This window comes from Kitasatospora sp. LaBMicrA B282 (assembly GCF_050325825.1).
Classification (GTDB): Bacteria; Actinomycetota; Actinomycetes; order Streptomycetales; family Streptomycetaceae; genus Kitasatospora.
Genome location: NZ_JBNQTI010000056.1, coordinates 13,698 through 33,714 on the forward strand (window position 1 = coordinate 13,698; position 20,017 = coordinate 33,714).

Sequence of the window (20,017 nt, forward strand, 5' to 3'; positions counted from 1 at the left end):
GTGGACGGTACGTCGGAACGGTGCGGAGCGGGAGCGGGAGGGAACTACTCGGCGTCCTCGTCCCCGTACTCCAGGCTGTCGCCGTCGGGGTCGTACTCGGTCTGCGCGGACTCCCAGGTGGCCTGGGTCAGTTCGATCCCGGGCACGTCGCCGAGCAGGGCGACCGGGTCGATGAAGTGGGCGAGCGAACCGCTGGGGTCCAGCTCGATCGCCTCGACGGACTGGGCCCGCTCCTCGTCGTCCAGGTACTCGTCGTCCTCGACCTGGGAGAGCGCGGCGGCCTTGAGCGCCGCCTCGTCGGTGATCTCGGCGATCAGCTCGATGCTGAGCCGGACGTAGCGGGGGGTTTCCTCGGTGCTGGTCATGGGGCGAGCGTAGGCGAGGAGCAGCCCGCCGGCCCAATGGAGCCGGTGCGAACGGAGCGCGGGGCGGTGCGGGGACCGGGCCGGGATCCGCGCGGACGGAGCGGGGGCCGGCCCCGAAGACCGGGGCCGGCCCCACGGTGCCCCGACCGACTCCCCCACCCGGGAGCCGCGGAGCCGCGCCGACGAGGGCGCGAGGTGCCGTGGGGGCCGTCACACCCTGCGTGCCCACCGGACGACGGGCGGCAGGGGCGGGACGACGACGGCTCCCACGTGGGACCCCTCCGGGCCCGCGGACGGGCCAGGAAGGAGAAGCACGGCACCGGAGGCCGAGCGGCGGGCGCCGCGCACCGGGTCAGGCCGGTGCGGGGCGCCTGCGACCGCGCCGGACGGGGAGCCGCTCCCGTCCGCCGCCGTCACGCTCGGCGTCTTGCCGTGCTCACTACAGTGCCGGACTCGTGTTAACCGGGTGCTGCGCCCGTATGACGCCGGTGTACCAGGTGGTCGGAAAACGAACCATCAGGTAAACCGGAGCCGCCCGGACGAGTTGACGACGGGTCAGTGCGCGGCCCGGCCCGCCATGAAGGCGAGCAGGTCCTGCCGGGTCACGATGCCCTGCGGCTTGCCGTCCACCAGCACCACCGCGGCGTCGTTCGCCTCCAGCACGCCCATCAGACCGGTCACCGACTCGCCCGAGCCGACCACCGGCAGCGGCCGCGACATGTGCTGCTCCAGCCGGTCGGTCAGCTGCGCGCCGCCGCTGAACAGCGCCGCCAGCAGGTCGCGCTCGGCCACCGAGCCGATCACCTCGCCGGCCATGATGTCCGGGTGGCCGGCGCCCGGGGAGACCACCGGCATCTGCGAGACGCCGAAGTCGTGCAGCACCTGCACCGCCTCGCCGACCGTCTCGCCCGGGTGCATGTGCACGAACTGCGGGATGCCCTGGGTCCGCACGGCCTCCTTGCGGGCCAGCACCTCGCCGATGGTGGCCTCGTCCTCGGCGGTGGGCAGGAAGCCGTAGTCGGCCATCCAGTCGTCGTTGAAGATCTTCGACAGGTAGCCGCGGCCGCCGTCCGGCAGCAGCACCACCACGACGTCGTCCGGCCCGAGCCGACGGGCCACCTCCAGCGCCGCCACCACGGCCATCCCGCAGGAGCCGCCGACCAGCAGGCCCTCCTCCTTGGCCAGGCGGCGGGTCATCTGGAAGGAGTCCTTGTCCGAGACCGCGACGATCTCGTCCGCCACGGTGCGGTCGTAGGCGGTGGGCCAGAAGTCCTCGCCGACGCCCTCGACCAGGTACGGGCGCCCGGTGCCGCCGGAGTAGACCGAACCCTCCGGGTCGGCGCCGACCACCTGCACCCGACCCTCGGAGGCGTCCTTCAGGTAACGGCCGGTGCCCGAGATGGTGCCGCCGGTGCCGACGCCCGCGACGAAGTGGGTGATCTTCCCCTCGGTCTGCTCCCACAGCTCCGGACCGGTGGAGTGGTAGTGCGAGGCCGGGTTCTCCGGGTTGGAGTACTGGTCCGGCTTCCAGGCGTTGGGGGTCTCGCGGACCAGGCGGTCGGAGACGTTGTAGTAGGAGTCCGGGTGCTCGGGGGCGACGGCGGTCGGGCAGACCACGACCTCGGCGCCGTAGGCCCGGAGCGTGTTGATCTTGTCAGTGGACACCTTGTCCGGGCAGACGAAGATGCACTTGTAGCCCTTCTGCTGGGCCACGATCGCCAGGCCCACCCCCGTGTTGCCGCTGGTCGGCTCGACGATGGTGCCGCCGGGCTTGAGGGCACCGGACGCCTCGGCCGCCTCGATCATCCGCATCGCGATGCGGTCCTTGACCGAGCCACCGGGGTTGAAGTACTCGACCTTCGCCAGCACGGTCGCGGAGATGCCCTCGGTGACCTTGGTGAGCTTCACCAGCGGGGTGTTGCCGACCAGCTCGATGATCGAATTGTGGTACCGCACGGGGGTCCTCCCGGTCTGTGGCCTTGGCCGTTGCTCTTCGGTGGGTCAAGCCTATGGCTCCGGATGGCCGATGCCCTCCGGTAGCGCTCAGGTGCGTTCGGGTATGGAGGCGGTGGGCGCGCGCGCTGTAGAGAGGGAGCGCAGCAGCCCGGCGGGAGACCGGCGCCACACCCACGGCGACCGGACGGAGACGAAGGGGGTCGGCAATGCCAGGGGTCCAGCAGTCGAGGGCGCGGGTCGCCAGGAGGATCGCCACCGCGGCGGCGTACGGCGGGGGCGGTCTCGGGCTGCTGGGTGCCGGACTGGCCGGGCTGGTGATCACCGAGAGCCGGCTGGCGGTGCGGGCGATCGGCCTGCTGGAGGGCGACCCGCCGAAGGCGGACGGCGTCTACGGCACCGACTTCGCCGACCCCGGCTGCACCGAGCAGGAGCCGGTGGTGCTGGCCCTGCTGGGCGACTCCACCGCGGTCGGCCTCGGGGTGCGGCGCAGCCGGGAGACCCCGGGGGCGCTGCTCGCCACCGGGCTCGCGGCGGTCGCCGAGCGGCCGGTGCGGCTGGTCAACGTCGCCGTCTCCGGTGCCCGGTCGGATGACCTGGGACGGCAGGTGCGGCTCGCCTCGGTGGCCCGGCCGCAGGTCGCGGTGATCATCATCGGCGCCAACGACGTCACCCGGCGCACCCCGGCCGCGCAGGCCGTGCGGCACCTCGGCGAGGCGGTGCGGGACCTGAGCACGCTGGGCTGCGAGGTGGTGGTCGCCACCTGCCCGGATCTGGGGACCATCAAGCCGGTGCGGCCGCCGCTGCGCTGGCTGGTCCGGCGGGTCAGCCGGCAGCTGGCCGCGGCCCAGACCATCGCGGTGGTGGAGTCCGGCGGGCGGACCGTCTCGCTCGGCTCGCTGCTGGGTCCCGAGTTCGCCGCCCGCCCGGAGATGTTCGCCTCCGACCGCTTCCACCCCTCCGCCCAGGGCTACGCCACCGCCGCGATGGCGGTGCTGCCCTCGCTCTGCGCGGCGCTGGACCTGTGGCCGCAGGCCGAGGCGGAGCCGCCGGCCCGCCGCGAGGCGGTGCTGCCGATGGCGGTGGCCGCCGCGACCGCGGCCGGGCAGTCCGGCACCGAGGTGGCGGCCGGCGCGGTCGGCGCGGGCGGGCGGCGCTGGGCCCTGGTCAAGCACCGGCTGCGGCTCGGCCTGCCGGGCGCCGAGGGCGTGGCCCCGAGCGCCGCGGATCCGACGACCGGCCCGAGTGCCGGCACCGCCGGAACCGCCGGCACCGCCGCCACGACCGCCACCGGCACCGCCCTGGCCGCGGAGTCGGCCAACTCACAGCCGAGCACGGATGACGTGCGCGCTACTTGAGAGTAACTTTCCTCCCCGTAGCCGTTCGGACCGCACCGAGGAGCCGTCATGCCCGAAGCCGTCATCGTCAGCGCCGCCCGTTCGCCGATCGGCCGCGCCTTCAAGGGCTCGCTGAAGGACGTGCGCCCGGACGACCTGACCGCGCAGATCATCGCCGCCGCGCTGGCCAAGGTCCCGGAGCTCGACCCGCGCCTGATCGACGACCTGATGCTGGGCTGCGGCCTGCCCGGCGGCGAGCAGGGCCACAACCTGGCCCGGATCGTCGCGGTCCAGGCCGGCATGGACTACCTGCCCGGCACCACCATCACCCGCTACTGCTCCTCCTCGCTGCAGACCACCCGGATGGCACTGCACGCGATCAAGGCGGGCGAGGGCGACATCTTCATCTCGGCCGGCGTGGAGACCGTCTCGCGCAGCATCAAGGGCAGCTCCGACGGCCTGCCGGACACCCAGAACCCGCTCTTCGCCGACGCCGTGGCCCGCACCGCCACGCGCGCCGCGGAGGGCGGCGGCGAGTGGCACGACCCGCGCGAGGACGGCCTGCTGCCGGACGCCTACATCGCGATGGGCCAGACCGCGGAGAACCTGGCGGCGCTCAAGGGCATCACCCGGGCCGACCAGGACGAGTTCGGCGTCCGCTCGCAGAACCTGGCCGAGGCGGCGATCAAGGCCGGCTTCTGGCAGCGCGAGATCACCCCGGTCACCACCCCGGACGGCACCGTGGTGTCGGCCGACGACGGCCCGCGCGCGGGCGTCACGCTGGAGGCCGTGCAGGGTCTCAAGCCGGTCTTCCGCCCCGACGGCACGGTGACCGCCGGCAACTGCTGCCCGCTGAACGACGGCGCCGCCGCGCTGGTCATCATGTCCGACACCAAGGCGCGCGAGCTGGGCATCACCCCGCTGGCCCGGGTGGTCTCCACCGGCCTGTCGGCGCTCTCCCCCGAGATCATGGGCTACGGCCCGGTCGAGGCCTCCCGCCAGGCGCTCAAGCGGGCCGGGATGACCATCGACGACATCGACCTGGTCGAGATCAACGAGGCCTTCGCGGCCCAGGTCATCCCCTCCTACCGGGACTTGGGCATCCCGCTGGAGAAGCTGAACGTCAACGGCGGCGCGATCGCGGTGGGCCACCCCTTCGGCATGACCGGCGCCCGGATCACCACCACGCTGATCAACTCCCTCCAGTGGCACGACAAGCAGTTCGGCCTGGAGACCATGTGCGTGGGCGGCGGGCAGGGCATGGCCATGGTGATCGAGCGGCTGAGCTGAGACGCAGCGGAGGGTGGGGGTCGCCTGCCATCTCCGGCCTTCGGCCGGGATGGCAGGCGGCACCCGCCCGCAGCGGAGGAGCAGCTCAGCCGCGACCAGAGAGCATCGAGCGGCTGAGCCGAGCTGCTTGAGGCCCACTGGAGGGGCACTGGAGACGGAACGGAGTCACGCGACTCCCCTCCGTAGCGCACCACCCATTCGGCGTCACGTACGGTAATTGAGGGCCGGATCACATCAGATGATGCGATTCGGCCCTCAACTCGTCTCCCGGGGCACCGACTTCGACGCAGCGAAGTCGCCCAACCGCGCAGCGTACACCACAGCACGCTTGGGATTTGCGGACAATGACCAACATCACCGGCATTTCGGACATCTTCCCCTGCGGCAACACCTGTCCATGCGGCAGTGTGGAGACGTTCCCTTGTTCCACTCCGCGCGAGGAGTACGTTCCGTGAGCGCCGTGTACGTCATCCTGCTGCTGCTTCTGATCGCCGTCTCGACCGCCGTGCTGGTTCAGCTGCGCGCCCTGCGCACGTTGGCCACCGCCCGGCTCGCCGCACCGGCCGCGGTGGACGAGGACGCGATACGCCGCGCCGTCACCGAGGCGCTGGCCGCCGACCGGGAACGGGAGATCACCGAGGCCCGGGCGTTCTGGGCCGAGCAGGAGGCCCGGGCGGCCGAGGACGACCCGCTGCTGGACACCCCGCCGTGGCAGACCGCCGACGGCGAGACCCTGCCCGGCACCGGCCCGGTGGCGAACTGGCCGGTCTTCTTCCCGCGCCCCACCGGCCCGGACGACGCGGTGGACAACGCGGGCACCATGGACCCGGCCTTCGGCGAGGCGCTCCGCTCGGCCCTGGAGGACATGCTCCAGGACAGCGGCACCCTGCCGGGCCCCAGCGGCCCCGCCGGCCCCACCGGCGGCACCGCGCCGGGCGCCGAGCTCGCCGCCTCGCACGAGGCGCGCGCGGCCCGCGAGGCCGACCTGCTGGCCACCGGCCTGGAGGCCGGGCTGCTCGACCCGGAGCCGGTGGAGCAGCCCGCGCCGGCACCGGACCCGCGCCGCCACCCCTCGCACCCGGACTTCGTGCCCAGCCAGACGCCCTCGCGCGAGTGGACCGACACCCGGCTGACCGCGCTGGCCGAGGAGCGGATCGCGCTCACCGACGTGCGCCCCGGCCCGCTCGGGACCCTGGACGTGTACGCCTTCGCCGACGGCACCACGCTCTGCGTGGCCCCCGGCGACCGGGAGGCCGCCTATCGGCTGATCGACGCGGTCCGGGCCGGCGAGGACGTCCGGCTGCTCGGCGGCTCGCGCTTCTCCGGTTCCTACTCGCTGACCTTCTCCACCGACGAGGAGGCGGTCTACGTCCTGGCCGACCGCGTGGTGGCCAGCGTCTGACACCCGCTCAGTCGGCCTGACGCCCGCTCAGCCGGTCAGCTCGGCCGTCGCCCGCACCGCCGCGACCGCCTCCGCGAGGAGGCCGGGCGCGGCGGTCGGCGTTTCCGCCAGCGCGAGCACCAGGTCGTGGCCGGTCACCGAGAGCTGGTCGCCGACGGCGAAGACGCCGGCCTCCGGGATCTCCCGCGGCACCGCCGCGGCACCCTCCTCCAGTTGCTGCGCCCAGCCGGCCAGCTGCCGGGCCAGCGCCAACCCGGCCGCGGCCCGCGACGGGTGACCGGGTACCGCCAGCAACAGGGCGCTCTGCGGCAGCGCCCGGAACCGGTCCGCCAGCCGGTCCACCGCCGCCGCCAACTCCGCCAGTCCGCCTTCAGCCATGCGGCGAGCCTAGCGCCCGCCCCGGGCCGCCCGGACGGGCCCCCGCCACGCCCCCCGGAACGCCGCGGTGCCCGCACCACCAGGTGGCACGGGCACCGCGGACGTCGAGCGAGGGGCCTCAGTCGTCGCCGCGCAGGATCGCGATCAGCCGCAGCAGCTCCAGGTAGATCCAGACCAGCGACAGGGTCAGCCCGAAGGCCGCCCGCCAGGACTCCCGGCGCGGCGCGCCGCCGCGGATCGCCTGCTCCACCGCGGCGAAGTCCAGCGACAGGAAGAAGGCGCCCAGCCCGATCCCGACCAGCCCCACCACGATGCCCAGCGGCCCGGAGTCGAGCCCCAGCGAGGCGCCGAACAGCGCGGCGACCAGGTTCACCGCCAACAGCAGCACGAACCCGAGCGCGATCGCCAGCCCGATCCTGGCGTACCGCTCGGTGACCTTGATCCGCCCGGTCCGGTAGGCGATCAGCATGCCCGCGAAGACCGCGGCGGTACCCAGCACGGCCTGGACCGCGATGCCCGGCCAGAGGGTGTTGAAGACCTTGGTCAGCGCGCCGAGGAAGAAGCCCTCCAGGCCCGCGTAGAGCAGCACCAGGGCCGGGTTGACGCTCCGCCGGAAGCTGATCACCAGGCCGACCACGAGCGCGGCCAGCGCCGCCGCGCCGGCGATGCCGAAGCTCGCGGTGGGCAGTGCGAACCAGGCCACCGCACCGGCGGCCACCACGGTCAGCAGGGTGAGCGCGGTGCTGGCGACCACGTCGTCGATGGTCATCCGGCCGGTCGCCTGCGGCCCGGCGGCCGGCCGGCGGTAGAGCTCGTCCAGTTGCTCGGCGCTGGTCGCCGGTCCGGCCGCGCCGTAGCCGCCGTACCCGGCCGCCGGGCCGGTGCCGGCAGCGCCGTGGCCGCCCGCGGCTCCGTACCCGCCCGCGGTGCCGAAGCCCGCGTACCGGGGGTCGCGGCTGAACGACCCCACCCGCGAGAAGACCGGGTTGCTGCTCCTCATGCTCTTCCTCCCAGGGCGGCACGGCGCCGCCCGCCGGGGCCAATGGTAATGCGTTGGCAAAGGATCCGGCGGAGGCGCGGTCCACCCACCCGCCCGGAGCCGGGAGAACGACGGCGCCCCGACTCCCTGGGGAGCCGGGGCGCCGCCCGGTCGTGCAACTTTGGTGCCCGGAGCCGGACTCGAACCGGCACGGCCTCACGGCCAAGCAGTTTTAAGCTGCCCGTGTCTGCGTTCCACCATCCGGGCCGGACCTCTCCACCCGTGTGCGGGCCACCCCTGAGCCTAGCCGCCCACCTCCCCCTCGCGCATGTTCCTTGGGCAGGAAGTTGTCATGTTTCCTTGCCATCTGACGAACTGTCTGCGATTTGGCCAGGCCACCCGCCGGTTCCGGCCATCAGGGGCGGTGTCATACCGGAGGAGGAGATTTCGACCTCCCGGGTAAGCCTCGCGGTCGGCGGACCAACCGTCCGCCGGAGCGACGAAAGCGGCGAATGCGGCACCGAGCATGGAGGTATTCCCCGAACCGCACCGCCGCCGCCCCGTCACGCCCGGCGGCCGACCCCAGGAGTGCCCGTGACCACGACGACCGCAGCCGCCCTCCAGACCGGCCGAGCCGCCGCCCGAGCAGTCGGCCTCAGCAAGGTGTACGGCTCCGGCGAGACCCGGGTGGTGGCCCTCGACTCGGTGGATGTGGCCTTCCACCAGGGCGAGTTCACCGCGATCATGGGCCCCTCCGGCTCCGGGAAGTCCACCCTGATGCACTGCATGGCCGGGCTGGACGCGGTCACCTCCGGCTCCACCACGATCGGCGGGACGGAGCTGGTCGGCCTGCGGGACAAGCAGCTCACCCAGCTGCGCCGGGACAAGATCGGCTTCGTCTTCCAGGCCTTCAACCTGCTCCCCACGCTGACCGCGCTGGAGAACATCACGCTGCCGATGGACATCGCGGGACGCAAGGTCGACCAGGAGTGGCTGCGCGCGGTGGTGGACACCGTCGGCCTGTCCGGCCGGCTGAGCCACCGCCCGGCCCAGCTCTCCGGCGGCCAGCAGCAGCGGGTGGCCTGCGCCCGGGCCCTGGCGAGCCGGCCGGAGATCGTCTTCGCCGACGAACCCACCGGCAACCTCGACTCCCGCTCCGGCGCCGAGATCCTCGACTTCCTGCGCAACTCGGTGCGCGAACTCGGCCAGACCGTCGTCATGGTGACCCACGACCCGGTGGCCGCCTCCTACGCCGGCCGGGTCGTCTTCCTGGCCGACGGCCGGATCGTCGACGAACTGGCCGCCCCCACCGCCGACGGCGTGCTGAACCGGATGCGCCGGTTCGACGCCAAGGGCCGCACCAGCTGACGCCGCGCCGGAAGGAACCGACACCCACCATGTACCGCACCGCGCTGCGCAACGTGCTCGCCCACAAGGGGCGACTGCTGATGACCATGCTGGCCGTGCTGCTCGGCACCGCCTTCGTGGCCGGCACCCTGGTCTTCTCCGACACCTTCGGCTCGGCCCTGAAGAACAGCTACTCGAAGAGCTACGCCGACCTCTCGGTGCTGGTCACCGACCGCGGGGCGCAGGCCACCGCCGCCCCCGAGGAGCGCGCGACGGCCACCACCCCCAGGCTCACCGCCGGCACCGTGGACCAGCTGGCCAAGCTGCCCGGCGCCGCCTCGGTGCGCGGCACGGTGAGCGACTTCACCGCCGTGGCCGACAAGCAGGGCAAGGCGATCGCCGGCGACTCCCGCGGCGCCAACTGGGTGCCGAACACCGCCGGCGCCGACCCGCGCTACCCGATGGCCGAGGGCCGCGGGCCGCAGCGGGCCGGCGAGATCGCGCTCGACCAGCAGACCGCCCGCAAGGCCGGCTACCGGGTGGGCGACACCGTCCGGGTCGCCACCAACGGCCCGGCCCTGACCGAGACCCTCACCGGCGTCTTCACCACCGACGACCCCAAGGTGAGCTCCGGCGACCCGCTGGTGCTCTTCGACACCGCGACCGCCCAGCACCTGCTGCTGGCCCCCGGCCAGTACTCGGAGATCTCGCTCACCGCCGCCCCCGGCACCAGCCAGCAGGCGCTGCTCGACGAGGTGCTGCCGCTGCTGCCGCACAGCGGCGACATCACCGCCCGGACCGCCGACCGGCTGACCGCCGACCAGCGCGACCAGGTCTCCCGCGACATGTCGAGCGTGCGCACCATGCTGCTGGCCTTCGCCGGCATCTCGCTCTTCGTCGGCATCTTCATCATCGCCAACACCTTCGGCATGCTGGTCGCCCAGCGCACCCGGGAGCTGGCGCTGCTGCGGGCGATCGGGGCCAGCCGCAGGCAGGTCACCCGCTCGGTGCTGCTGGAGGCCGTGCTGATCGGCCTGCTCTCCTCGGTGGCGGGTCTGCTCGCCGGGATCGGCATCGGCGCCGGCATGCAGGCACTGGTCGGCCACCTGGGCAGCGACACGCCCACCGGGCCGCTGGTCGTCAGCCCGACCACGGTGGTCGCCACCGTGCTGGTGGGGCTCGCGGTGACCGTGGTCTCGGCACTGCTGCCGGCCCGCCGGGCCGCCCGGGTGGCGCCGGTGGCCGCGATGGGCACCGGCGAGGCGCCGGCCACCCAGAAGAGCCTGGTGATCCGCAACGGCATCGGCACGGTGATCGCCGGTGGCGGCCTGGCGCTGGTCCTGCTGGGCTCGACCCAGGGCAGCGACGGCAAGTGGACGGTGGCCGGCGGCGCGGCCGCCATGCTGGTCGGGATCTTCGTCCTGACCCCGCTGCTCTCCCGCCCGCTGATCGCGCTGCTCGGCCCGGTGCTCGGCCGGCTGTTCGGGGTCTCCGGCAAGCTGGCCCGGCAGAACGCGGTGCGCAACCCGCGCCGCACCGCGGCCACCGCCTCCGCCCTGACCATCGGCCTGACCCTGGTCAGCGCGCTGACCGTGCTCGGCGCCTCGCTGAACGGCTGGCTCGACAGGACGATGACCAGCTCGCTGCGCGCCGACTACTCGGTCCAGCTCTCCAACGGCCTGAACGTCTCCCCGGACCTGGCCGGGCAGATCGCCAAGGCGCCCGGGGTGGCCGCCAGCTCGCCGGTGAACAGCGCGTACTTCACCATCGGCGGCCAGGGCCGCCAGGTCACCGGCCTGGACCCGGCCCAGGCGCCCGCGCTGCTCGACCTGACCATGCAGAGCGGCTCGGCGGCCGCGCTGGGCCAGGGACAGCTGCTGGTCGACGCCCCGACCGCCAGGACCGGGCACCTGGCCGTGGGCGACTCGCTGCCCGTCCTCTTCCCGGACGGCAGCACCGGCAGCCTGACGGTCGGCGGGATCTACGACCGGAGCCCGGTGGTCGGCCAACTCACCATGAGCAACGCCACGCTGGCCGCCCACGGGGTCCCCGCCTCCTACGGCCAGGTGCTGGTCAAGGGCACGGCCGGGGAGAGCCCGGCGCTGCGCCAGGCCCTGGTGGCGGCCGGCGGCGAGAACCCGCTGGTCCAGGTGGAGAGCAAGGCCGACCTGCGCAACCAGGCCAGTTCGGTGATCAGCTTCGCGCTCAACATGCTCTACGGGCTGCTGGCGATGTCGGTCCTGGTGGCCGTGCTCGGCGTGGTCAACACCATGGCGATGTCGGTCTTCGAGCGCAGGCGCGAGATCGGGATGCTGCGGGCGATCGGGCTGAACCGGTCCGGGGTCAAGCAGATGGTCCGGCTGGAGTCGGTGGTGATCTCGCTCTTCGGCGCGGTGCTCGGGCTGGGGCTGGGCTGCTTCCTGGCCTGGGCGGTCAACGGCACGCTGCGGGGCTCGCTGGCCGGGCTGAGCACCGTGCTGCCGGTCGGCAAGCTGCTGCTCTTCCTGGCGCTGGCCGGGCTGGTCGGCCTGGTGGCCGCCGTCTGGCCGTCCCGCCGGGCCGCCAAGCTGGACATCCTGGAGAGCATCAAGGCCGCCTGACGGCGGCCCCGGGCGGCCTGCCGACGGAAGGCCTGCACCGCAGGGCATGCAGAAGGGCCTCGGCCCGGTGGTCACCACCGGGCCGAGGCCCTTTGCTGCGCCCTGTGCGCTTGTACTCCGCCCGGTCGCACGGCCGGCTGAGCACCACGGAGGTCGTGGTCCGGCAGCGCTGCCGGGCGGAGAGCCTCCGACTCATGCCCCGGACTCCCTGCCGCCGGGGCCAGTCGCTTACTTGCTGGCGAGTGCCTTGTCGGCCTCGGCGTCCACCGGCTTGGCCGGTGCCGGGACGGAGGCGGTGACCTCCTGGAAGGCGCCGTACGGCTTCTCCATCTGGGAGAGGCCGACGGCCTCGCGCTTGAGGAACATCGCGAGGGTCCAGTCGGTGAAGACCCGGACCTTGCGGTTCATGGTCGGCACCATGGCGCCGTGGTACAGGCGGTGGAACCACCAGGCCGGACGGCCCTTCAGCTTGTACTTGCCGAAGAGGATCGCCACGCCCTTGTGCAGGCCGAGACCGGCGACCGCACCCAGGTTCTTGTGCTTGTACTCCTTCTGCGGGAAGCCCCGCATGCCGGAGACCACGTTGTCGCCGAGGACCACGGCCTGGCGCACCGCGTGCTGCGCGTTCGGCGGGCACCAGGCGCCCTCGCCGGCGGCGAGGTCAGGCACCTGGGCGTTGTCGCCGGCCGACCAGACGTAGTCGAAGCCCTGCACCTGCAGGGTCGCCGCGGTGTCGACGTGGCCGCGCGGGCCCAGCGGGAGGCCGAAGTTGTTCACCACCGGGTTGGGCTTGACGCCCGCGGTCCACACGATGGTGGAGGCGTCGCACTCGACGCCGTTCTTCAGCACCACGTGGCCGTCGACGCAGGAGTCCATGGAGGTCTCGATGAAGACCTCGATGTTGCGCTCCTCGAGCTTCTCCTTGGTCCACAGCCCCAGGTCCGGGCCCATCTCGGGCAGGATCCGGTTGGCCGCCTCGACCACGATGAAGCGCATGTCGTCGCGGCTGACGGTGTTGTAGATCTTGGCGGCGTCGCGGGCCATGTCCTCGATCTCCGCGACCGTCTCGATGCCGGCGAAGCCGCCACCGATGATCACGAAGGTGAGGGCCTTGCGCCGGATCTCCGGGTCCGTGGTGGACTCGGCCTTGTCCAGCTGCGCCATGACGTGGTTGCGGAGGCTGATCGCCTCCTCGACCGTCTTCATGCCGATGCCGTGCTCGGCCAGGCCGGGGATCGGGAAGGTGCGGGAGACCGAGCCGGTGGCCACGACCAGGTAGTCGAAGGGCAGCTCGTAGGAGTCGCCGGCCAGCGGCGCGATGGTGGCGACCTTGCGGGCGTGGTCCACCTCGGTCACGTGACCGGTGAGCACCTCCGCCTTCTTCAGGGCGCTGCGCAGCGGCGCGACGAGGTTGCGAGGCGCGACGTTGCCGCCGGCCGCCTCGGGAAGGAAGGGCAGGTACGTCATGTACGACCGCGGGTCGACGACCGTGACGGTCGCCTCCCCGTAGCGCATCTTCTTGAGGATGCGCATCGCGGCATACAGGCCGACGTAACCACCGCCGACAATGAGGATGCGAGGACGCTCCGTGGTGCTCATATCCGAAAGTATCCACCCCCGCCTTGAGCAGCCCTCGTGAGGCCCGTCACAAGGTTCTGGACACCCTCTGCTACACTGCCCGGCCGCACATCGGGGCCTGAGGGGCAGTCAAGCGCTCCAAGATCCGCCCCGGCGGACGTTTCGATTCCGCTCCCCCGGCTGAGCAGCAACGATCCGCGCACCGGCGGGGTTCCCGAGTGCCATTTCGATTCCACCGCCCGATCCGGAGCCCCACCTGGGATCCTTCGGGCCGCCCCGGCCGCCGGCCTTCACTCCCGCCAATCCGGACGAACCACCCCCGGGACTGACCCGAAAGACCGGAATCCCATGTGAAGAAATTCACGAACTTTCCCGCGACACCCCGCCACCACGCAGTTGGACGGAGCCCGGAGCGCTGTCCACGAACCGGTCCGCCCACCGGGACGGGCGGGCGGACCGAGGGGTGGACCGACGGGCCCTCAGCCCGCGGTGCTCCAGGCGATCCCGTCCAGGATGTCGTGCTCGCTGACCACCAGCTCCGCGGCGCCGGTCCGCTCCATGATCGAGAGCAGCACCAGCGAGCCCGCCGCGATCACGTCCACCCGGCCCGGGTGCATCACCGGGATCGCCGCCCGCTCGGCGTGGTCGGCCGCCAGCAGCCGCTCGGTCACCTCGCGGACCTGGGCCAGCGAGACCCGCGCGTGGTGCACCCGGGTGGAGTCGTACTCCGGCAGCTCCAGCACGATGGCCGCCACCGTGGTGACCGTGCCGGCCAGGCCGACCAGCGAGGCCGCCTCGGTCAGCGGCACCACCTCGGCGGCCAGGTCCAGCGCCGCCGAAATGTCCGCCCGGGCCGCCGCGATCTGAGCCGGCGTCGGCACCTCGGTGCCGGCGAAGTGCCGCTCGGTCAGCCGGACGCAGCCGATGTCCACCGAGCGGGCCGCGTGCACGTGCTCGCCGCCCAGCACGAACTCGGTGGAGCCGCCGCCCAGGTCGAAGACCAGGTAGGGGGCCGGCACCGCGCCGCCGGTCAGCTCCTTGGTGGCGCCGGTGAAGGAGAGCTGCGCCTCCTCGTCACCGGTGACCACCTCCGGCTCGACGCCGAGGATCTCCCGCACGCCCTTGGTGAAGTCCGCGCTGTTCTCCGCGTCCCGGGAGGCGCTGGTGGCCACGAAGCGGGTCCGCTCCGGGCCCACCCCGTACTCGGCGATCACCGCGGCGTACTCGCGGCAGGCGGCGAAGGTGCGCTCCAGCGCCTCCGGGGCCAGCCGGCCGGTGCGGTCCACGTCCTGGCCGAGCCGGACGATCAGCATCCGGCGGTCCAGGTCGGTGATCGCGCCGGTCTCCGGGTCGAGGTCGGCGATCAGCAGGCGGATCGAGTTGGTGCCGCAGTCGATCGCGGCGACCCGGGTGACGCTCACTGCTGCTCCTCCGCCTTCGCCGCCCGCTTCGCCGCCCGCTCGGCGGTCTTCTGCTCCTTGGCCGCGATCACGGCCTCGTGGTCCTCGGCCGCTGCGCGCTGTTCGGCCAGCGCCGCGACCCCGTCCTCGACCTGCTGCTCGCTCACGCAGGCGCCCTTGCGCCACCACTCGGGCAGCATCGCCAGCGCCTCGTCGCCCAGCGGGTTGACCCCGGGGCCGGCCGCCAGCGAGTGGCCGACCAGCACGTGCAGGCACTTCACCCGGTCCGGCATCCCGCCGGCCGAGGGGAAGCCCTCCAGCACCTCGATCGCGTCGCGGCGGGCGATGTAGTCCTCGTGCGCCTTCTGGTAGGCGGCCGCCAGTTCGGGGTCGGCCGCGAGCCGGGCGCTCTGCTCCTTCATCACGCCGTCCGCCTCCAGGGTGCCGATCAGCGAGGCGGCCTTGGGGCAGGTGAGGTAGTAGAGGGTGGGGAAGGGCGTGCCGTCGGGCAGCCGGGGGGCGGTCTCCACCACGTCCGGGTTGCCGCACGGGCAGCGGTGCGCCACCGCGCGGGTGCCGCGCGGGACGCGGCCGAGCTGGGCCGCCACGGCGGCCAGGTCGCGGTCGGCGACCGGCTGGTTCTCAAGTGTCATGTCAGTTGCTGTTCTTCTCGCGGGGGCCGGCTTCTCGCGGACGCGTCACGGGGCGCTGCCTGTCACGGAGCGCTGCTGGCCACGGGGGCGGGCGCGGGGGTCGCGGCCGCGTCCACCGAGTCCCAGACGGTGGCGTACCAGGGCTTGGCCGCCTGGGCGGCGGTCCGGGCCGCGGTCTGCGGGCCACCGGCGGTGGGCGGGGCGGGGTTGGCCGAGGGGGACGGGTCGACCGAGACGAACGGGGTCTCGCCGGGCATCGCGTAGTGCAGCCGCTCGCGCGCCTGCGCCTTGACGAAGGCCGGGTCCTGCCAGCGGGCCCACGCCACGGTCAGCTGCTGGACCTGCTGGCGGGCCTGCTCGGCCTTGGCCCGCTGGGCGCTGATCTGGTCCTGCTGGTTGATGAACTGCCGGGTCGGGTAGGCGAGGATCGCCACCAGCGAGCAGAGCACCAGGACGAGCACGGTGGCCCGGCTGGTGAACCGCGGCCGGCCGCCCAGGCCCGGGATCTTCCAGCCTGCCATCTCCTGACCCCTCCCACTCGTGCCGGTGCCCCGGCCCCCACCCTACGGGGTGGCGGCCAGGGCACCGGTCAGGCAGGACTGGTCAGCCCTCGAACGGGCTGCACCGATCGGCCTCTGTGGCCGATCAGCCCTCGTGGCGACTGTGCCTGTTACTCCGCAGCGCGGCTGTGCTTGTTACTCCGCGGAGCGGCTGTGCTTGTTACTCCGCAGAGCGGAAGCGCGGGAAGGCCGCGCGGCCCGCGTACTCGGCGGCGTCGTCGAGGATCTCCTCGATGCGCAGCAGCTGGTTGTACTTGGCCACGCGCTCGGAGCGGGCCGGGGCACCGGTCTTGATCTGGCCGCAGTTGGTGGCGACGGCCAGGTCGGCGATGGTGACGTCCTCGGTCTCGCCCGAGCGGTGCGACATCATGCAGCGGTAGCCGTTGCGCTGGGCCAGCTCGACGGCGTCCAGGGTCTCGGTCAGCGAACCGATCTGGTTCACCTTCACCAGCAGGGCGTTGGCCGTGCCGGTCTCGATGCCGCGGGCCAGGCGCTGCGGGTTGGTCACGAACAGGTCGTCACCGACCAGCTGGACCTTGCTGCCGAGGCGGTCGGTGATGGCCTTCCAGCCGTCCCAGTCCTCCTCGCTCAGCGGGTCCTCGATGGAGACCAGCGGGTAGCTGTCGACCAGCTCGGCGTAGTAGTCGATCAGCTCGGCGGCCGACAGCGACTTGCCCTCGAACTGGTAGGCGCCGTCCTGGTGGAACTCGGTGGCGGCGACGTCCAGGGCCAGCGCGATGTCCTGGCCCGGCACGTAGCCGGCCTTCTTGATGGCCTCGGTGATCAGGTCCAGGGCCTCGCGGTTGGAGTCCAGGTTCGGCGCGAAGCCGCCCTCGTCGCCCAGACCGGTGGACAGGCCGCGCTCCTTCAGCACCGCCTTGAGGGTGTGGTAGACCTCCACGCCCCAGCGGACCGCCTCGGAGAACGACTCGGCGCCGATCGGCGCGATCATGAACTCCTGGATGTCGACGTTGGAGTCGGCGTGCGAACCACCGTTGAGGATGTTCATCATCGGGACCGGCAGCACGTGCGCGTTGGGACCGCCGAGGTAGCGGAACAGCGGCAGGTCGCTGGCCTCGGAGGCGGCGTGCGCGACGGCCAGCGAGACGCCGAGGATCGCGTTGGCGCCGAGCGAGGACTTGTCCGGGGTGGCGTCCAGGTCGAGCATCGCCTGGTCGATCAGCCGCTGCTCGGTGGCGTCGTAGCCGACCAGCTCCGGGCCGATCTGCTCGATGACGGCGAGGACGGCCTTCTCGACACCCTTGCCGAAGTAGCGGTTCTTGTCACCGTCGCGCAGCTCCAGCGCCTCGAAGGCACCGGTGGAGGCGCCGGACGGGACAGCGGCACGGCCGGTGCTGCCGTCGTCGAGGCCCACCTCGACCTCGACCGTGGGGTTGCCGCGCGAGTCGAGGATCTCACGGGCGACGACGACATCAATGGACGGCACGAGGCATCTCCTAGGCGGAAGCGGTCCAGCGGACGTGGATACGGGTCGTTACGACCAGAGCCTAACCGCACCGGCCGCGGCTCAGACCCGGACCCGGCGTCCGTCTCACGGTGTGGCTCGGCTACCCGACGGTAGTTCACCTGAATGCACGGGCGGGGTCACCCGGGCCCGCGCCCCGCGGCCGGCCGGCGGTGCGGGGCGGCCCGGCGCCCCTCGGACGCCGGGCCGAGCACGCTGCCGGTCAGCCGAGGTGCAGCACCTGGCCGGGCAGGATCAGGTTCGGGTCCTGGCCCACCGTCTGCTGGTTGTCCTGGTAGAGCGCGTGCCAACCACCGCTCAGGTGCTGGGCCTGGGCGATCGAGGAGAGCGTGTCGCCGGCCTGCACGGTGTAGTCGTGACCGGCGGGCGCGGCGGCCGGGGCGGGCGCCTGGGTCTGCGCCGGGGCCTGCGGCGCGGCGTACTGGTCGTACACGCTCTGGTGACTGGTCCAGTACCAGCCGCCGTTGTGCTGGTACCAGAAGACCTTGCCGTTCGCGTCCCAGCCGGCCTTGCCCGGGAAGCTCGGCGCGGCCGACTGCGCGGCCGGAGCCGACTGCGGCGCCGCCGCCGACGGCTTGGCCTGCGGCTTCGGGGCGCTGCGCTGCTGCGGGGCGGCCGGCTTGGCCTGCGGTGCGGCCGGGGCAGCGGCGTCCACCGCGGCCGGCGCACCGCCGCGGGAGAGCCCGGCCGCCACCGAGCAGACCGGCCAGGCGCCCGGCCCCTGGTCGGCCAGCACCCGCTCGGCGACCGAGATCTGCTGCGCCTTGCTGGCCTGGTCGGCCTGCGGCGCGTACTGGGTGCCGCCGTACGCGGCCCAGGTCGAGGAGGTGAACTGCAGGCCGCCGTAGAAGCCGTTGCCGGTGTTGATCGACCAGTCGTTGGTGCTCTCGCAGTTGGCGACCTTGTCCCAGACCGAGACCGGGGCCGCGTGCGCGCCGGTCGCGGTGAGCAGCGGCACCGCCAGGCCCGCCCCGACGACACCCGCCGCGGCGACCGCCTTCTCGGCCTGGGTGCGACGACGATGGCGACCATTGCCCTTGAGCAGCATGAACTGTCCCTCTCCGGACGCCTGCGAGGTGAGCTGTCGGGTTCGGGCCCGTGAGGTTGGCCCGGCCGCTTGACGCGGCTTCACCCCTAGCCGAGGGATCCGGCAGAAATCGTGGGTCCCCCGCCCCTGCCCCAGGTGTAGGTCGGTGTCCCGACGGCGCGGTGGGCAGGACTCGGCGTACCGCGCGCGGGGTTCGCAGCTGCGAACTCCTGGGAGGGTAAGCAGATTGACGGAGCAATCACAAGCTCATATCGCCCACATCACACCGGAATCACGGGCAGTCGTGGGTCGCCTACTAACCGCTCGGCTTTGTCCGGTTTGATGCGCATTCAGACGATCCTGAATTGGCATCTGACGACATAACGTCAGATGCCTTAACGGGCCTGACCGTTCTCTTTCTCCGGAGTGAAAGAAACCGGAAGTTCGCGCAGTCCGCGCATGATCAGACCGCCGCGCCAGCGCAGCTCGGCCGGGTCCGCCGCGAGCGCGAGGTCCGGCAGCCGGGTCAGCAGCGTGGCCAGCGCCGCCTGCCCCTCCAACCGGGCCAGCGGGGCGCCGATGCAGTAGTGGATGCCGTGCCCGAAGCCCAGGTGCGGGTTGTCGCTGCGGGCCAGGTCGAGCACGTCCGGGTGCTCGAACCTGTTCGGATCGCGGTCCGCCCCGGCCAGCACCACCAGCACCGGGTCACCGACCGGGATCTCCACCCCGCCGATGGTCACCGGGCGGGTGGCGAACCGCCAGGTGGCCAGCTCCACCGGCCCGTCGTAGCGCAGCAGTTCCTCCACCCCGGTGGTGAGCAGGGCGCGCTCGCCGCGGCGCAGCGACTCCTGCAGCCGGTCCCGCTCGGCCGGCTGCCGCATCAGCGTGAACATGCCGTTGCCGATCAGGTTCACGGTGGTCTCGAAGCCGGCGAAGAGCAGGATGAAGGCCATCGCCGCGGCCTCGTTCTCACTCAGGTGCTCGCCGTGGTCGCTGGCCCGGATCAGACCCGAGATCAGGTCGTCGCCCGGGTCGGCCCGCTTGCGGTGGATCAACTCGGCCAGGTAGCCGCGCATCTTCTTGACCGCCCGGGCCACCCCGCCGCGCGGACCCCCGCCGTGTCGGATCATCATCCCGGCCCAGTCCCGGAAGTCGTCCTGGTCCTCGGCCGGCACGCCGAGCAGGTCGCAGATCGCGTAGATCGGCAGCGGGAAGGCGAACTCGTGGATCAGGTCCGCCGAGCCGCGCTGCGCGAAGCCGTCGATCAACCGGTCGGTCAGCTGCTGCACCCGCGGCTCGAACTCGGCCACCCGGCGCGGGGTGAAGGCCTTGGAGACCAGCCGGCGCAGCCGGGTGTGGTCCGGCGGGTCGATGTTCAGCAGGTGGGTCATCAGGTCCGCCTGCCGCTCCCCCGGGATCCCCACCCGGCCGGTGCGGTGCGCCTGCTCGCTGTGGTGGGCCGGGTTCTTGGAGAGCCGGGCGTCGGCCAGCGCCTGCCGGGCGTCCGCGTACCGGGTGACCAGCCAGGCTTCGACACCGCTCGGGAGGGTGGTCCGATGCACGGGGGCGTGTTCGCGCAGCCAGGCGTACGCCGGGTAGGGGTCGGCGGCGAACTCCCAGGTGAACAGGGGTGGCGGGGAAGACTCGAGCGGCTCCGGCATG

At 72.8% G+C, this 20,017-nt stretch carries 16 protein-coding genes, 1 tRNA gene and 1 riboswitch; of the genes, 5 read left to right on the forward strand and 12 right to left on the reverse strand.

Features of this window, described 5'->3' with window-relative positions; translation table 11 throughout:
• Positions 1-44 precede the first annotated feature (44 nt).
• Both ACQRUO_RS17735 and ACQRUO_RS17740 read right to left on the reverse strand, forming a co-directional pair.
• Complete coding sequence (locus tag ACQRUO_RS17735; RefSeq protein ID WP_428316908.1) at positions 45-365, reverse strand: hypothetical protein; 321 nt, start codon at positions 363-365, stop codon at positions 45-47.
• Between the two features lie 555 nt (positions 366-920).
• The gene (locus tag ACQRUO_RS17740) at positions 921-2,321 is read right to left on the reverse strand and encodes a cystathionine beta-synthase (RefSeq protein WP_428316909.1); all 1,401 of its coding nucleotides are present in this window, start codon (positions 2,319-2,321) and stop codon (positions 921-923) included.
• A gap of 206 nt (positions 2,322-2,527) precedes the next feature.
• Between ACQRUO_RS17740 and ACQRUO_RS17745 the strand changes: the two genes are divergently transcribed.
• The 3 genes from ACQRUO_RS17745 (at position 2,528) to ACQRUO_RS17755 (ending at position 6,347) form a co-directional block, all read left to right on the forward strand.
• Positions 2,528-3,676 carry an SGNH/GDSL hydrolase family protein gene (locus tag ACQRUO_RS17745; RefSeq protein ID WP_428316910.1) on the forward strand — a complete coding sequence of 383 codons (1,149 nt, stop codon included), beginning with the start codon at positions 2,528-2,530 and terminating at the stop codon, positions 3,674-3,676.
• 48 nt (positions 3,677-3,724) lie between these two features.
• Complete coding sequence (locus ACQRUO_RS17750; protein WP_428316911.1) at positions 3,725-4,945, forward strand: acetyl-CoA C-acetyltransferase; 1,221 nt, start codon at positions 3,725-3,727, stop codon at positions 4,943-4,945.
• Between the two features lie 451 nt (positions 4,946-5,396).
• Positions 5,397-6,347: a hypothetical protein gene (locus tag ACQRUO_RS17755; RefSeq protein ID WP_428316912.1), complete on the forward strand. Its 951-nt coding sequence runs from the start codon at positions 5,397-5,399 to the stop codon at positions 6,345-6,347.
• 27 nt (positions 6,348-6,374) lie between these two features.
• Here the strand turns inward: ACQRUO_RS17755 and ACQRUO_RS17760 are convergent, their stop codons facing one another.
• The 3 genes from ACQRUO_RS17760 to ACQRUO_RS17770 form a co-directional block, all read right to left on the reverse strand.
• Positions 6,375-6,725 (reverse strand): hypothetical protein, encoded by a 351-nt coding sequence (locus tag ACQRUO_RS17760; protein WP_428316913.1) that lies wholly within the window; start codon positions 6,723-6,725, stop codon positions 6,375-6,377.
• Positions 6,726-6,843: 118 nt separating this feature from the next.
• On the reverse strand, positions 6,844-7,725 hold the full coding sequence (locus ACQRUO_RS17765; RefSeq protein WP_428316914.1) for a Bax inhibitor-1/YccA family protein: 882 nt from the start codon (positions 7,723-7,725) through the stop codon (positions 6,844-6,846).
• A gap of 161 nt (positions 7,726-7,886) precedes the next feature.
• Positions 7,887-7,971 (reverse strand) — tRNA-Leu (locus ACQRUO_RS17770).
• Between the two features lie 327 nt (positions 7,972-8,298).
• Here ACQRUO_RS17770 and ACQRUO_RS17775 point away from each other — a divergent pair.
• Together ACQRUO_RS17775 and ACQRUO_RS17780 are read left to right on the forward strand one after the other, a co-directional pair.
• Positions 8,299-9,072 carry an ABC transporter ATP-binding protein gene (locus ACQRUO_RS17775; RefSeq protein ID WP_428316915.1) on the forward strand — a complete coding sequence of 258 codons (774 nt, stop codon included), beginning with the start codon at positions 8,299-8,301 and terminating at the stop codon, positions 9,070-9,072.
• Positions 9,073-9,101: 29 nt separating this feature from the next.
• A complete protein-coding gene (locus ACQRUO_RS17780; RefSeq protein WP_428316916.1) occupies positions 9,102-11,651 on the forward strand; it encodes an ABC transporter permease in 2,550 nt (849 codons plus the stop codon).
• Positions 11,652-11,879: 228 nt separating this feature from the next.
• Here ACQRUO_RS17780 and ACQRUO_RS17785 read toward each other — a convergent pair whose 3' ends face one another.
• From ACQRUO_RS17785 to ACQRUO_RS17815, 7 genes are all read right to left on the reverse strand, one after another.
• Positions 11,880-13,250, reverse strand: a complete 1,371-nt coding sequence (locus tag ACQRUO_RS17785) for an NAD(P)/FAD-dependent oxidoreductase (protein WP_428316917.1) — start codon at positions 13,248-13,250, stop codon at positions 11,880-11,882.
• A gap of 458 nt (positions 13,251-13,708) precedes the next feature.
• Positions 13,709-14,650, reverse strand: coding sequence for an exopolyphosphatase (locus ACQRUO_RS17790; RefSeq protein WP_428316918.1), 942 nt, complete (start codon positions 14,648-14,650; stop codon positions 13,709-13,711).
• Entirely contained in the window at positions 14,647-15,282 is a 636-nt protein-coding gene (locus tag ACQRUO_RS17795; protein WP_428316919.1) for a DUF501 domain-containing protein, read from the reverse strand. Before ACQRUO_RS17795 ends, ACQRUO_RS17790 begins: the two co-directional genes overlap by 4 nt.
• Positions 15,283-15,344: 62 nt before the next feature.
• On the reverse strand, positions 15,345-15,803 hold the full coding sequence (locus ACQRUO_RS17800) for an FtsB family cell division protein (RefSeq protein WP_428316920.1): 459 nt from the start codon (positions 15,801-15,803) through the stop codon (positions 15,345-15,347).
• A gap of 199 nt (positions 15,804-16,002) precedes the next feature.
• Positions 16,003-17,289: a phosphopyruvate hydratase gene (eno, locus tag ACQRUO_RS17805; protein WP_428316921.1), complete on the reverse strand. Its 1,287-nt coding sequence runs from the start codon at positions 17,287-17,289 to the stop codon at positions 16,003-16,005.
• A gap of 241 nt (positions 17,290-17,530) precedes the next feature.
• A complete protein-coding gene (locus ACQRUO_RS17810; RefSeq protein ID WP_428316922.1) occupies positions 17,531-18,376 on the reverse strand; it encodes a transglycosylase family protein in 846 nt (281 codons plus the stop codon).
• Positions 18,377-18,378: 2 nt separating this feature from the next.
• A riboswitch (cyclic di-AMP (ydaO/yuaA leader) is annotated at positions 18,379-18,530 on the reverse strand.
• A 220-nt stretch (positions 18,531-18,750) separates the two neighbouring features.
• Entirely contained in the window at positions 18,751-20,016 is a 1,266-nt protein-coding gene (locus ACQRUO_RS17815; RefSeq protein ID WP_428316923.1) for a cytochrome P450 family protein, read from the reverse strand.
• Position 20,017: the final 1 nt, after the last annotated feature.

Coding starts and splice junctions, on each gene's coding strand:
- ACQRUO_RS17735 (WP_428316908.1), bottom strand. CDS start 365: ATGACCAGCACCGAGGAAACCCCCCGCTACGTCCGGCTCAGCATCGAG.
- ACQRUO_RS17745 (WP_428316910.1), top strand. CDS start 2,528: ATGCCAGGGGTCCAGCAGTCGAGGGCGCGGGTCGCCAGGAGGATCGCC.
- ACQRUO_RS17750 (WP_428316911.1), top strand. CDS start 3,725: ATGCCCGAAGCCGTCATCGTCAGCGCCGCCCGTTCGCCGATCGGCCGC.
- ACQRUO_RS17760 (WP_428316913.1), bottom strand. CDS start 6,725: ATGGCTGAAGGCGGACTGGCGGAGTTGGCGGCGGCGGTGGACCGGCTG.
- ACQRUO_RS17765 (WP_428316914.1), bottom strand. CDS start 7,725: ATGAGGAGCAGCAACCCGGTCTTCTCGCGGGTGGGGTCGTTCAGCCGC.
- ACQRUO_RS17780 (WP_428316916.1), top strand. CDS start 9,102: ATGTACCGCACCGCGCTGCGCAACGTGCTCGCCCACAAGGGGCGACTG.
- ACQRUO_RS17785 (WP_428316917.1), bottom strand. CDS start 13,250: ATGAGCACCACGGAGCGTCCTCGCATCCTCATTGTCGGCGGTGGTTAC.
- ACQRUO_RS17795 (WP_428316919.1), bottom strand. CDS start 15,282: ATGACACTTGAGAACCAGCCGGTCGCCGACCGCGACCTGGCCGCCGTG.
- ACQRUO_RS17800 (WP_428316920.1), bottom strand. CDS start 15,803: ATGGCAGGCTGGAAGATCCCGGGCCTGGGCGGCCGGCCGCGGTTCACC.
- ACQRUO_RS17810 (WP_428316922.1), bottom strand. CDS start 18,376: ATGCTGCTCAAGGGCAATGGTCGCCATCGTCGTCGCACCCAGGCCGAG.
- ACQRUO_RS17815 (WP_428316923.1), bottom strand. CDS start 20,016: ATGCCGGAGCCGCTCGAGTCTTCCCCGCCACCCCTGTTCACCTGGGAG.